Consider the following 13863-nt stretch of genomic DNA (forward strand, 5'->3'; position numbering starts at 1 on the left):
GGCCGCAGCCAAAGGGGCAGGCCGGCTCGATGCCGCCGAACGGCTGGCCGATCTTGTGATCAAAGTCGCGGGACTCTGACGCCTGTTCCGCCCCGGAATGGCCAAAAAGCCCCTTGTCATGCCCCGCGAAAGCGGGGCATCCAGTACACGACGCAGCTGATTTGCCTCTCAGGCGTCGCGGAATACTGGATCGTCCGCCTTCCGCGGACGATGATCCCAAGGAAACCACATGAGACTGCCGCGCGAGATCGGACCCATCCACTTCGTCGGGATCGGCGGAATCGGCATGAGCGGTATCGCCGAGGTGCTGGTCAATCTCGGCTATGCCGTGCAGGGCTCGGACGCCTCCGACAATTACAATCTCGACCGCCTGCGCAAGAAGGGCGCCAAGGTCTGCGTCGGCCACAAGGCCGGGAATGTCGACGGCGCCGAGGTCGTGGTGGTCTCTACCGCGATCAAGCGCGACAATCCGGAATTGATGGCGGCGCGCGAGCGGCGCATTCCCGTGGTTCGCCGCGCCGAAATGCTGGCCGAATTGATGCGGCTGAAGAGCTGCGTCGCGATTGCCGGCACGCATGGCAAGACCACGACCACCACGATGGTCGCGACCTTGCTCGACGCCGGCGGGCTCGATCCCACCGTAATCAACGGCGGCATCATCAACGCCTACGGCTCCAACGCACGTCTCGGCGCCGGTGATTGGATGGTGGTTGAGGCCGACGAAAGCGACGGCACGTTCCTGAAGCTGCCGACAGATGTCGCAATCGTCACCAACGTCGATCCCGAACATCTCGACCACTTCAAGACGTTCGAGGCGGTGCAGGACGCGTTCCGCCATTTCGTCGAGAACCTGCCGTTCTACGGCTTTGCCGTGATGTGCATCGATCATCCCGTGGTGCAGACCCTCGTCGGCAAGATCGAGGATCGCCGTATCATCACTTACGGCCATAACCCGCAGGCCGACGTGCGACTGCTCGACCTGACGCCGATGGGTGGCGGCTCGAAATTCAAGGTCGCCTTCCGCGATCGCAAGACCGGCGCCGTGCACGAGATTCCTGATTTGATGCTGCCGATGCCGGGCCGCCACAACGCCTCCAACGCGACGGCCGCGATCGCGGTGGCGCGCGAGCTCGGCGTCTCCGACGATGCGATCCGCAAGGCGATCGCCGGCTTCGGCGGCGTCAAGCGCCGCTTCACCAAGACCGGCGAGTGGAACGGCGTCACCGTGATCGACGATTACGGCCATCATCCCGTCGAGATCGCAGCCGTGCTCAAGGCAGCGCGGGAATCCACCAACGGCAAGATCATCGCCGTGGTGCAGCCGCATCGCTACACCCGCCTGCAATCGCTGTTCGAGGAATTCTGCACCTGCTTCAACGATGCCGACGCCGTCATCGTCGCCGATGTCTATGCCGCGGGCGAGACGCCGATCGATGGCATCGACCGCGATCATTTCGTCGCAGGTCTGCGTGCCCACGGCCATCGCGAGGTGATCCCGCTGCCGGCGGCGACGGCGCTTCCTGAAATCGTCAAGGGGCTGGCAAAGTCGGGTGATCTCGTCGTCTGTCTCGGCGCCGGCAACATCACGCAATGGGCGTATGCCTTGCCGGATCAGTTGAAGGCGCTGGGGTAGGGCAGTGAGCTTCCCCGACATCACCCCCTCACTCAAAGCCGCGATGCCGGATCTTCGCGGCCGGTTGCTGGCGAACCAGTCGCTGGCCGAGCTCACCTGGTTTCGCGTCGGCGGTCCGGCGCAGGTGCTGTTCACGCCGTCGGATGAGGATGACCTCGCTTACTTCCTCGCGCATCTCGCCGGCGACATTCCGGTCTACGTCGTCGGCGTCGGCTCCAACCTGATCGTGCGCGACGGCGGCATCGCCGGCGTGGTGGTCCGCCTTGCGCCGCGCGCCTTTGGTGAGGCCACCGCGAGCGGCGATACCGTTACCGCAGGTGCCGCCGCGCTCGACAAGCGCGTCGCGGAGGTCGCGGCCGGCGCCAATATCGGTGGGCTCGAATTCTTCTTCGGCATTCCCGGCACGATCGGCGGCGCGCTGCGGATGAATGCCGGCGCAAATGGCGGCGAGACCAAGGACGTGCTGATCGAGGCACGCGGCGTCGGGCGCGACGGCACCAGGTACATCTTCCACAACGCCGACATGAAATTCGTCTACCGCAATAGCGGCGTCGATCCTTCCATCATCTTCACCTCCGCGCGTTTCCGCGGCGAGATCAGGGATGCAGAGGCGATCCGCGCGCGGATGGCGGAGGTGCAGAGCCACCGCGAGAGCGCGCAGCCGATCCGCGAAAAGACCGGCGGTTCGACCTTCAAGAATCCACCCGGCCACTCAGCCTGGAAGCTTGTGGATGCGGCCGGCTGTCGCGGCCTGCGGGTCGGCGGTGCCCAGGTCTCCGAGATGCACTGCAATTTTCTGATCAACACCGGCGATGCCACCGCGCACGATATCGAGACGCTCGGAGAGACCGTGCGCGAACGGGTAAAGGCAAGTTCCGGAATCGAATTGCAGTGGGAAATCAAGCGGATTGGAATCCCTATTTAACGGTCATTCCGGGGCGCGCGGAGCGCGAACCCGGAATCTCGAGATTCCGGGTCTGGTGCTTGCGCGCCATCCCGGAATGACGAAATGCGAGGAAACATGCGCATCACCATCCTCTTCGGCGGCTCCAACCGCGAACGTCTGGTCTCCGTCGCCTCGGCCCAGGCGCTGCATCAGGCATTGCCTGAGGCCGATCTCTGGTTCTGGGACGTCGAGGACAAGGTGCATGTCGTGCAGTCGAAACAGCTGCTCGAGCATGCCCGTCCGTTCGAGGACGAGTTCAAGCCCGGCACGCGTGGCATTCCGCTTCCGCAGGCGCTCGACCAGGCCAGGGTGGAAGACCGTGTTCTCGTGCTGAGCCTGCATGGCGGAAGCGCCGAGAACGGCGAATTGCAGGTGATGTGCGAGACGCGCGGCGTGCCCTTCACCGGCTCCGGCTCGGCCTCCTCGCATCTTGCCTTCGACAAGATCGCGGCCAAGCGCTTTGCCGCGATCGGCGGCGTGACGCCGCCTGTGGGCATCGCGCTCGAGAACATCGACGACGCCTTCGCCGAATACGGCAAGCTGATCGCCAAGCCGGCGCGCGACGGCTCGAGCTATGGCCTGATCTTCGTCAACGCCAAGCAGGATCTCGTCGCCGTCCGCAACGCCGCCAAGCACGAAGAATATGTGATCGAGCCGTACATCGCGGGCATCGAGGCGACCTGCGGCGTGCTGGAGCGGCTGGATGGATCGATCATCTCGCTGCCGCCGATCGAGATCATTCCGGGCGAGGGCAGTTTCGACTACGCCGCAAAATATCTGCTGTCGACGACCCAGGAGATCTGCCCGGGCCGCTTCACGCCCGAAATCACCGCCGCGCTCAAAGAGCAGGCGATGCTGGCGCATCGGGCGATGTCCTGCACCGGCTATTCCCGCTCCGACTTCATCGTCTCGGAGAAGGGGCTGGTCTATCTCGAAACCAACACGCTGCCCGGGCTGACCAAGTCCTCGCTCTACCCCAAGGCGCTGAAAGCCGAGGGCATCGCATTCGTCGACTTCCTCCGCGGCCTGATCGAGCTCGCCGAGCGGCGGGTGCGGAAATAATTAGGATTGGTTAACGGCCGGACCGGCCAAAACGCCCGGTTTGGTGCCCAAAGCCGGTAAAATGCCGGACATCGTGGCGCAACTGCCTCACTTGCCTGGGCAAAAAGCATCCCGCGTTAACGAATTTTACCTTTTGTTTACCAGGACGTCCGAAGGTTAACGCTGGCGGCGCATATGGCGTTTTGGCTGCCGGCCCGTGAGCCGTTTCGGATTGTTCCCGATCGGTGAACGCTTCGAAGGGGAGCGGTTTCTTCCGCCGAAGACCATCACCCGGCCCGGCACGTCCGAGACGTCATGTTCGCCAGGACCCGCGCAATGTCGTGGGCAAACTGTTGACGAGCTCGTGCAATGGATGGAGCAGGAAGCCTCACCCGATCGTTTATGAGATCGCTGAGGCCCCAAGCTGACCTGAAGGCGGCCGCTATCGGAGCGGTCGTGCTTTTGCGCGAGTGGGTGCAAGATAAGCGCGCCGAGAAGCGCATTGCCCTCAAGCAGAAAACCAAGCCCAAGGTCGTCGTCGAGCGTGAGCCGCCGCCGCGCCTGGTGGCGCTGGTCGAGCGCTATCTGCCGCGCCGGGTCGGGATCACCATGACCGTGCTGCTGCTGATCGGCAGCTGCGGCCTCGGCATCGTCAAGGGCGGCCATCTCCAGGATTTCGTCACCGCGGTCAGCGATGCGCGCAACGCCATGGCCAATTCGGCCGGCTTCCGCATCACCTCGGTCGTGATCAACGGCCGCAAGCAGCTGAGCCAGGACGAGATCCTCGCGATCGGCGGCGTCAGCGGCCGTTCCTCGCTGCTGTTCCTCGATGCCGACGACGTCCGCGACAAGCTCAAGGCCAATCCCTGGATCGCGGATGCGACCGTGCTGAAGCTCTATCCGGGCCAGCTGATGATCGAGATCACCGAGCGCAAGCCGTTCGCGCTGTGGCAGGAGGCCGGCCGGCTCTCCGTCATCGCCGACGACGGCGCGCTGCTCGAGCCCTATGTCTCGCGCCGGTTCCTGTCGCTGCCGCTCGTGGTCGGCAAGGGCGCCGACACCCAGGCACGCGACTTCCTGGCGCTGCTGGCGCGCTACCCGCAGGTGAATTCGGTGACCAAGGCCGCGATCTATGTCGGTGAGCGGCGCTGGAACCTGAGGCTGAAGGACGGCCTCGACGTCCGCCTGCCGGAGCAGGACGTCGGCAACGCGCTTGCCGCGCTTTCCAAGCTCGACAAGGACGAGCGCCTGTTCTCGAAGGACATCGTCGCGATCGACATGCGCCTGCCTGACCGTCTGGTGGTGCAGCTGTCCGACGACGCCGCCAAGGCGCGCGAAGATCTGTTCAAGGACAAGAAGAAAAAGAAGGCCGGGGACGCCGCATGACCGGTCTTGATCGCACCCAGACGCCGAAGACGCGCCCGATGCCGCACAAGCGCGGCGGCCTCGTTGCCTGCCTCGACATCGGCACCAGCAAGATCGCCTGCATGATCGCGCGGCTGAAACCGTCGGCGCCGAGCGAAGCCCTGCAAGGCCGCACCCATGCGGTGGAACTGATCGGCTACAGCCAGATCCAGTCGCGCGGCATGAAGGCCGGCGCGGTGATCGATCTCGCCGAATGCGAGCAGTCGGTGCGCCAGGCCGTCGGGCTTGCCGAGAAAATGGCCAAGGTGCGGGTCGAGTCCGTGCTGCTGTCCGTCTCCGGCGGCAGGCTTTCCGGCCAGCTCGTCGAAGCTGCAGCCGATATCCGCGGCGGCGCGGTGACGCCGGCCGATGTCAGCCGCGTCACCTCCACCGGCATGCGCCACGCCACCGGCGAGGGCCGCACCGTGCTGCATGCGCTGCCGGTCGGCTACACGCTCGACGGTGTCAAGGGCATCCGCGATCCCCGCGGCATGGTCGCGCATCAATTCGGCGTCGACATGAATGTCGTCACCTGCGATGCCACCGTGGCGCGGAATCTGATGCTGGCGGTGGAACGCTGCCACATCAATGTCGAAGCCATGGCAGCGAGCCCCTATGTGGCCGGCCTGTCGGTGCTGACCGACGACGAGGCCGATCTCGGCGCCGCCGTGATCGAGATGGGCGCGGGCACCACCACGATCGCGGTCTATTCCGGCGGCCGCTTCGTGCACGCGGCCGGATTTGCGGTCGGCGGGCAACACATCACGATGGATCTTGCGCGCGGACTCTCGGCGACCATTGCCGATGCCGAGCGAATCAAGACGTTATACGGCACCGTCATCACCGGCGGATCGGACTCGCGTGAGCTGATGTCTGTACCGACGGCCGGTGACGACCAGGATCTGCCGCAGATCGTTTCGCGCGCCACTATCGCCAACATCGTCAAGCATCGTGCCGAGGAAGTCTTCGAAATGGTTCGGGACAAGCTGAAGGATTCGCCCTTCGCGGCAGAGCCCAAGGGCCGTGTCGTGCTCTCGGGCGGCGCCTCGCAGCTGACCGGCCTCGTCGAGCTTGGAACGCAAATTCTCGGCCGGCCCGTGCGGGTCGGACGTCCGCTCGGTTTTGGCCGGCTGCCCAACGAGGCGAAGAACGCCGCGTTCGCGGTGCCGGCCGGACTTCTCGTCTACCCGCAATATGTTCACCTCGAACATGTCGAACCGCGGCATACGCGGCAGCAGGTCAAGACAGGGACCGGCGGCTATTTCGGAAAGGTCGGACGATGGCTACGCGAGGGCTTTTGATGACCGCTTTCCGCAAATGTCTGATTTCACCAACTCCCGCGGCCGCAGGCCGGGGCGAACCCACGCGCGCGTGATCGAGAGGCAAACATGACCATCAGCATCAACGTTCCTGATATTCACGAGTTGAAGCCCCGCATCACCGTGTTCGGCGTCGGCGGCGCCGGCGGCAACGCCGTCAACAACATGATCACGGCGGGCCTTCAGGGCGTCGATTTCGTGGTCGCCAACACCGACGCGCAGGCGCTGACGATGTCGAAGGCGCAGCGCATCGTGCAGATGGGCACGGCGGTAACGCAAGGGCTGGGCGCGGGTTCGCAGCCGAACGTCGGCGCTGCGGCCGCCGAAGAAGTGATCGACGAACTGCGCGATCATCTGTCGGGCGCCAACATGGTGTTCGTCACCGCCGGCATGGGCGGCGGCACCGGCACCGGCGCAGCTCCCGTCATCGCCAAGACCGCGCGTGACATGGGCATCCTCACCGTCGGCGTCGTCACCAAGCCGTTCCACTTCGAGGGCGGCCGCCGCATGCGCACCGCCGAGGCCGGCATTGCCGAGCTGCACAAGGTGGTCGACACGCTGCTGATCATCCCGAACCAGAACCTGTTCCGGGTTGCCAACGAGAAGACCACCTTCGCCGACGCCTTCGCGATGGCGGACCAGGTGCTCTACTCGGGCGTCGCCTGCATCACCGACCTGATGGTCAAGGAAGGCCTGATCAACCTCGACTTCGCCGACGTGAGAGCGGTGATGAGGGAAATGGGCAAGGCGATGATGGGCACCGGCGAGGCCTCCGGCGACAAGCGCGCGCTGACCGCCGCGGAAGCTGCGATCGCCAACCCGCTGATCGACGATTCCTCGATGAAGGGTGCCAAGGGCCTGCTGATCTCGATCACCGGCGGCAAGGACCTCACCCTGTTCGAGGTCGACGAAGCCGCGACCCGCATCCGCGAGGAAGTCGACCAGGACGCCAACATCATCGTGGGCGCCACCTTCGACGAAGCGCTCGACGGCCTGATCCGCGTCTCGGTCGTTGCCACCGGCATCGAGCAGGCCGCGATCGCCCGCAACAGCCAGGCGACCTCCGCTCCGGTCGCAAACGCCGCGCCGCAGCAGCTGCAGCAGGCCCCCNCCGCCGCTGTTGCCGAGAGCCGTCTTGCCGATCTCACCGCGCGCCTTCGCGCCGACAATCAGCGCCTGGCCGAGCGTGCCCAGAAGATGGAAGCGCAGATCCCGGCCGCCGCACCGGTTGCGGCCGCGCCCGCCGCCGCCCGTCCCAACGTCGAGCGTGCGGCGCTCGCCGCCATCGCAGCGGCCGTGTCCGAAGTCCCGCCCGCGCCGCAGACCTATGGCGACGTTACCGTGCGTCCGATCGCGCAGAAGCCCACGCTGTTTCCGGAACCCGAGCAGGCCCCGCTTGCCATCCAGGAGCCGATGACGCCGGAAACCTTCATCCCGCCGCAGGCCGAGCGTGCGCCGCCTCGCGCGCCCCGGATGCCGCGCCTCGACGAGCTGCCGATGCCGGCCCAGGCCGAGCTGCGTCAGGCCCGTGGCGAGGTGGAAGAAGAGACGCCCCAGAAGACCCGCCTGTCGCTGCTCCAGCGCCTCGCCAATGTCGGCCTCGGCCGTCGCGACGAGGAGACCGAGGCCCCGATCGCCGCCCGCACTGCTGGTCCCGCGATGCCGGCGCTTCCCGAGCGTAAGCCGCAGCGGTCGGTGGCGCAGCAAATCGCCGCCAACGAGCCGGTCTCGGAGTACGCCCGCCGGCCCGCGCCGCAGGGTCTCGACGCCCATGGCCGCCCGGCACCTGTTGCGCCGGCGCCACAGGGAGACGACCATCTTGATATCCCGGCCTTCCTGCGGCGGCAGGCAACCTGAGAATTGTTACAATAAGGCAGACGCAAAAAGGCCCCGGCGAGAAGCTTGCCGGGGCCTTTCCTTTTTCCCCGTGCAGGTCCGGATTTCATCTTCAAGCAACTGATTTTAAATCATTAATTACCTGTTGGATGCTTCAGTAAAGCTGCTCGTAACGACCCCAAAGCGAGGTGCAATTTGGTTAAGCCTTGGCGCGAATACGGCGGGTTTGGGGTAACAATCGGTAAAAAAGCGTGAGTTGGCGCTGTTTAGGGCAGTGACTATGGTTTGGCGTGACTTGGGGATACGGAGATTCGAACGGTCGATCTCGGTCGATCAATCAGATCTCGTATAAGTCGCAATGGGTCGTAGTGGGGCGGTTCCTGATGAAGTTTAGCCGGCAAACAACGCTTCGTGCGCAAGCCACCGTGGCCGGCGTCGGCGTTCATTCCGGTCTTCCGGTTACCCTCACGCTTGGACCTGCACCTGTGGACGCAGGTCTTATTTTTGTCCGTACCGGCCTTGAGGGAAGTGACCGCGAGATTCAGGCGACCGCCGATCAGGTGGTGGCAACCGATTTCGCGACGGTGCTCGGTGATCGCACTGGTCCGCTGATCTCCACGGCCGAGCATGTGCTTGCTGCGCTGCGGGGTATGGGTGTCGACAACGCCATCATCGAAGTCGATGGTCCCGAAGTGCCGATCATGGACGGCAGCGCTGCGGCCTTCATCGCAGCAATTGATCAGGCTGGCATCGTGACCCAGCCGGCCCAGCGCCGCTTCATCCAGGTTTTGAAGCCTGTCTCGGTCAACATGGGCGACTCCTTCGGTGAGCTCCGGCCCTACGCCAACGGCTTCCGTGCCGAGGTCGAAATCGACTTCAGCAATCCCGTCATCGGCCAGCAGAGCTATGGCTTCGACCTGAACCCTGAGTGCTTTCGCCGCGAAGTCGGCCGTGCCCGGACCTTCGGACTGATGGGCGATGTTGCCAAGCTCTGGGGCGCTGGCTACGCGCTCGGTGCTTCCTTCGAGAATACCGTCGTGTTTGACGAGGAGCGGCTGCTCAACACCGAGGGCCTGCGCTACGCAGACGAATGCGCCCGCCACAAGGTGCTGGATGCGATCGGCGATCTTGCGCTGGCTGGCCTGCCGCTGCTCGGCGCCTATCGCTCGGTGCGTGGCGGCCACAAGCTGAACCACGCCGTCCTGACCGCGCTGCTCGCCGACCGTACCGCATGGCGGGTGGTCGAGGGTGAGGCAGCTCGCCGCACCAGCCGTCCCGTGGTCGAGGTCGGCAGCGGTATCGTCGGCGGCCGGATCGCCGCGGCCTACGGGCCGGACGTGTCCTGAAGGGCAGTTGCCGCAGGCGGACAAGCCCTGCGGCAGGCAGCAAAGCCTGCGGCAGGCAGCCAAGCGGCGATTTCTCCGGGAAACTCCTGGTAACCATGATCGACTAGGATTGCGGCGTTTTCGCCTTAATCCGGGCGGAATGCCTGCCTATCCGATGGGTTAACGATCGTTTTTCGGTCACACCGACGTGGTCGCATGGCAGGCACCACGACACATTTCGCGCCCATGACGGGGATCATGGGCTGGCGGGCACCGCACCAAAGGGCGTCAGGTCTTAAATTCATGTCGGCACAGCGTATGACGCGCGGATTTCTCTTGGTCTCACCGCGAGCCCGTGGGCTGCTTCAAGCCGCTGCTCTCTTCCTGTTCGCATTGCCGCTGGCCGGTTGCGGCACCGGCGCGCTCTGGGACAAGTTCCTCAACAAGGACGACACCTTCGTCGAAGAGCCTGCCGACAAGATCTACAATGAGGGCTTGTACCTCATGAACGAAAAGAAGGACATGAAGGCGGCGAACAAGAAGTTCGAGGAGGTCGACCGCCAACATCCTTATTCCGACTGGGCGCGCAAATCGCTGCTGATGTCGGCCTATGCTTCCTACCAGGGCGGCGATTATGACAGCTGCATCGGCGCTGCGACCCGCTACATCACCCTGCATCCGGGCAGCCCGGACGCCGCCTACGCGCAATATCTGATCGCCGCCTCGCACTACGACCAGATACCGGACATCAACCGCGACCAGGGCCGCACCGAGAAGGCGATCGCCTCGCTGGAAGAGGTGGTGCGCAAATATCCGAACTCCGAATATGCGACCTCCGCCAAGGCCAAGATCGAGGGCGCGCGCGACCAGCTCGCCGGCAAGGAAATGGCGGTCGGCCGCTACTATATGCAGAAGCGCGACTACACGGCTGCGATCAACCGCTACAAGGCGGTGGTGACGCAATATCAGACCACCCGGCACGTCGAGGAGGCGCTCTACCGCCTCACCGAGGCCTATATGTCGATCGGAATCGTCGGCGAGGCCCAGACGGCAGCCGCCGTGCTCGGCCACAATTTTCCTGACAGCCGCTGGTACAAGGACGCCTATAATCTTGTAAAATCCGGCGGTCTCGAGCCGAGCGAGAATCAGGGGTCCTGGATCAGCCAGACCTTCAAGAAGATTGGCCTTTAAGTCTCGGCTAGGAAATCTGGTTCCATGCTGGCGCGTCTGTCGATCCGTGACATCGTCCTGATCGAACGGCTCGATATCGAATTCGACACCGGACTTGCGGTTTTGACCGGCGAGACCGGGGCGGGCAAATCCATCCTGCTCGATGCCTTCGCGTTGGCCCTCGGCGGCCGCGGTGACGCGGGTCTTGTGCGCCATGGCGCGGAGCATGGGCAGGTGACCGCCGTCTTCGATATCCCGAAGAATCATCCCGCAACGAAGATCCTGGCCGAGAACGGGCTCGAAGATACCGGCGAAATGATCTTGCGCCGGGTCCAGCTCGCCGACGGCCGCACCCGCGCCTTCATCAACGACCAGGCGATCAGCGTGCAGACGCTGAAGGCGGTCGGCGCCGCCCTGGTCGAGATCCACGGCCAGCATGATGAACGGGCGCTGGTCGATGCCGCCACCCATCGCAGCCTGCTCGATGCCTTTGCCGGCCTCGAAAAGGACGTAGCTGCCGTCGAAGCGCTCTGGGATGCGCGCCGGACCGCCAACACCGAGCTGGAAGAGCATCGCGCCAGCATGGAGCGCGCCGCGCGCGAAGCCGACTATCTGCGCCATGCCTCGGACGAGCTGAAGCAGCTCGCGCCCAAGGACGGCGAGGAGACCTCGCTCGCTCATCGTCGCACCACCATGATGCAGGGCGAGAAGATCGCCTCCGATCTGCGCGAGGCGCAGGAGGTCGTCGGCGGCCACAACTCGCCGGTCGCGGCGCTGTCGGCTGCGGTGCGCCGCCTGGAGCGTCGCGGCGTCAATTCGCCGGCGCTGGTCGAGCCTGCTGTGAAGGCGATCGACGTCGCGATCAATGCACTGGAGGAGGCCGACCAGCATCTCCTGGCCGCGCTCGCCGCAACCGATTTCGACCCGGCCGAGCTTGAACGCATCGAGGAGCGGTTGTTCGCCCTGCGCGCCGCCTCGCGCAAATATTCGACGCCGGTCGATGGCCTCGCCGCGCTCGCCGCCAAATACGCCGCCGATGTCGTGCTGATCGATGCCGGCGCCTCGCGCCTGAAGAAGCTGGAGCAGGCCGCGATCGAGGCCGACGCACGCTATGCGGCCGCTGCGAAAAAGCTCTCCGCCAGCAGGCAGAAATCGGCCGAGAAGCTCAACAAGGCGGTCAACGCCGAGCTCGCGCCGCTCAAGCTTGAACGGGCCAAATTCATCACCCAGGTCACGACGGACGAAGCCGCGCCGGGGCCGCAAGGCTTCGATCGCGTCGAGTTCTGGGTGCAGACCAATCCGGGCACCAAGCCGGGGCCGATGATGAAGGTCGCCTCCGGCGGCGAGCTCTCGCGCTTCCTGCTGGCGCTCAAGGTCGTGCTGTCCGACCGTGGCTCGGCACCGACCCTCGTGTTCGACGAGATCGACACCGGCGTCGGCGGCGCGGTCGCGGATGCGATCGGCGCGCGGCTGGCTCGGCTCGCCGGCAAGGTTCAGGTGATGGCCGTGACCCACGCCCCGCAGGTCGCAGCCCGCGCCGACCAGCACCTGCTGATCTCCAAGGACGCCCTCGACAAGGGCAAGCGCGTCGCCACCCGCGTCAATGCGCTCGCCGCTGACCACCGCCGCGAGGAAATCGCCCGCATGCTCGCCGGCGCCGAGATCACGGCCGAGGCGCGGGCCGCCGCGGAGCGGCTGCTCAAAGCGGCGACGGCTTAGACCCCCACCGTCATTCCGGGGCGATGCGCAGCATCGAACCCGGAATCTCGAGATTCCCCGGTGCGCAATTGCGCACCTGAGGTTCGGCTCCTCGAGCCGCCCCGGAATGACGTCTCATTTGCAGATCGATTCGTAGAGATCATTCCAGTTCGGATTGTCCTTCTCGATAAGTTGGGTTTTCCAAACTCTCTTCCACTTCTTGAGTTCTTTCTCGCGCGATATTGCGGAGATTGGATCATCATAGGTCTCGAACCAAACGAGCTGCGTGATGTTGTATTTCTTCGTGAAGCCTGGCACGGCCTTGATTCGATGCTCATAGACGCGGCGTACAAGGTCATTGGTAACGCCGACATAGATTGCTCCGTCCCGCCGGCTTGCTAGGATATAGACGTAGTACGCCATGATTTCCGAGCCCATCCCAACAGTCATTCCGGGGCGCACGAAGTGCGACCCCGGAATCTCGAGGTTCCGGGTCTGGTCCTTCGGACCATCCCGGAACGACGAGACGCAACCTTAAGTGTAATGGCCAGAGCAGCAAAATCCAAAACGCTTCGTGACGTCGCCGACCTCACCAAGGCACAGGCCAAGGTCGAGCATATGCGGCTGTCGCTCGAGATCGAGGGGCACAACGAGCGCTATTATCAAGAGGACGCGCCCACCGTTACCGACGCCGAGTACGATGCCCTGCGTCAGCGCCTCAATGCGATCGAAAAGCGCTTTCCGGAATTCGTCAGTGCGGAGTCACCGTCGCAAAAGGTCGGCGCGGCGCCGTCAGGGCGCTTCAGGAAGGTGCAGCATTCCGTTCCGATGCTGTCGCTCGACAACGCGTTTGCCGAGGAGGACGTCCGCGACTTCGTTGGCCGCATCGTGCGCTTCCTCAAGCTCGACGACGACTACATCAATTTTTCGGCCGAGCCCAAGATTGACGGCCTGTCGATGTCGCTGCGCTACGAGGGCGGCGAGCTCGTCACGGCGGCGACGCGCGGCGACGGCGCGGTCGGCGAGGACGTCACCGCCAATATCCGCACGCTCGAGGACGTGCCGCAGAAGCTGAAGGGCCGCAACATCCCTGACATCTGCGAGGTGCGCGGCGAGGTCTACATGACCAAGAAGGCCTTCCTCGCGCTCAATGAGCGGCAGAAGGCGGCGGGCGACACCATCTTCGCCAACCCGCGCAATTCGGCCGCAGGCTCCTTGCGGCAGAAGGATCCTGGCATCACCGCCTCGCGTCCCCTCGGCTTCTTCGCCTATGCCTGGGGCGAGATGAGCGCGATGCCGGAGCGGACGCAGACCGGCATGATCCACTGGTTCGAGCGCTGCGGCTTCAAGACCAATCCGCTGACAAAACTCTGTCACTCTGTCGAGGAACTGATCGCGTTCCACCAGAGCATCGAGGAGCAGCGCGCCGAGCTCGACTACGACATCGACGGCGTCGTCTACAAGGTCGATCGCATCGACTGGCAGGAGCGG

The 13863-nt window shown here is 64.6% G+C and carries 11 protein-coding genes and 1 pseudogene; 11 read left to right on the forward strand and 1 reads right to left on the reverse strand.

Annotated features, from left to right (window positions below):
* Window positions 1-229 precede the first annotated feature (229 nt).
* From murC to recN, 10 genes and pseudogenes are all read left to right on the forward strand, one after another.
* Complete coding sequence (murC, locus tag AOQ71_RS29735) at window positions 230-1633, forward strand: UDP-N-acetylmuramate--L-alanine ligase (RefSeq protein ID WP_057754414.1); 1404 nt, start codon at window positions 230-232, stop codon at window positions 1631-1633.
* A 4-nt stretch (window positions 1634-1637) separates the two neighbouring features.
* Window positions 1638-2558 (forward strand): UDP-N-acetylmuramate dehydrogenase, encoded by a 921-nt coding sequence (gene murB, locus AOQ71_RS29740; protein WP_057754419.1) that lies wholly within the window; start codon window positions 1638-1640, stop codon window positions 2556-2558.
* A 96-nt stretch (window positions 2559-2654) separates the two neighbouring features.
* Window positions 2655-3641 (forward strand): D-alanine--D-alanine ligase family protein, encoded by a 987-nt coding sequence (locus tag AOQ71_RS29745; RefSeq protein WP_057754421.1) that lies wholly within the window; start codon window positions 2655-2657, stop codon window positions 3639-3641.
* A 348-nt stretch (window positions 3642-3989) separates the two neighbouring features.
* Window positions 3990-5006 carry a cell division protein FtsQ/DivIB gene (locus AOQ71_RS29750; RefSeq protein WP_057754423.1) on the forward strand — a complete coding sequence of 339 codons (1017 nt, stop codon included), beginning with the start codon at window positions 3990-3992 and terminating at the stop codon, window positions 5004-5006.
* A complete protein-coding gene (gene ftsA, locus AOQ71_RS29755) occupies window positions 5003-6325 on the forward strand; it encodes a cell division protein FtsA (protein WP_057754425.1) in 1323 nt (440 codons plus the stop codon). Before AOQ71_RS29750 ends, ftsA begins: the two co-directional genes overlap by 4 nt.
* 87 nt (window positions 6326-6412) lie before the next feature.
* Window positions 6413-7453, forward strand: a 1041-nt coding sequence (gene ftsZ / locus AOQ71_RS48800) for a cell division protein FtsZ (protein ID WP_245317244.1), incomplete at its 3' end; no start/stop codon positions are given.
* A gap of 1 nt (window position 7454) precedes the next feature.
* Window positions 7455-8200 (forward strand): annotated as a pseudogene (locus AOQ71_RS48805) (cell division protein FtsZ); the annotation flags it as partial.
* A gap of 362 nt (window positions 8201-8562) precedes the next feature.
* Window positions 8563-9525, forward strand: a complete 963-nt coding sequence (lpxC, locus tag AOQ71_RS29765) for a UDP-3-O-acyl-N-acetylglucosamine deacetylase (RefSeq protein ID WP_057754429.1) — start codon at window positions 8563-8565, stop codon at window positions 9523-9525.
* 282 nt (window positions 9526-9807) lie between these two features.
* Entirely contained in the window at window positions 9808-10695 is an 888-nt protein-coding gene (locus tag AOQ71_RS29770) for an outer membrane protein assembly factor BamD (RefSeq protein ID WP_057754431.1), read from the forward strand.
* A gap of 24 nt (window positions 10696-10719) precedes the next feature.
* On the forward strand, window positions 10720-12393 hold the full coding sequence (gene recN, locus AOQ71_RS29775; protein ID WP_057754434.1) for a DNA repair protein RecN: 1674 nt from the start codon (window positions 10720-10722) through the stop codon (window positions 12391-12393).
* 114 nt (window positions 12394-12507) lie between these two features.
* Here the strand turns inward: recN and AOQ71_RS29780 are convergent, their stop codons facing one another.
* On the reverse strand, window positions 12508-12795 hold the full coding sequence (locus tag AOQ71_RS29780; RefSeq protein ID WP_057754455.1) for a GIY-YIG nuclease family protein: 288 nt from the start codon (window positions 12793-12795) through the stop codon (window positions 12508-12510).
* Window positions 12796-12915: 120 nt separating this feature from the next.
* Here AOQ71_RS29780 and ligA point away from each other — a divergent pair.
* Window positions 12916-13863, forward strand: a 948-nt coding sequence (gene ligA, locus AOQ71_RS48810) for an NAD-dependent DNA ligase LigA (RefSeq protein WP_245317245.1), incomplete at its 3' end; no start/stop codon positions are given.

Origin of the sequence: Bradyrhizobium manausense, assembly GCF_001440035.1 — a bacterium.
GTDB classification, from domain to species: Bacteria; Pseudomonadota; Alphaproteobacteria; order Rhizobiales; family Xanthobacteraceae; genus Bradyrhizobium; species Bradyrhizobium manausense.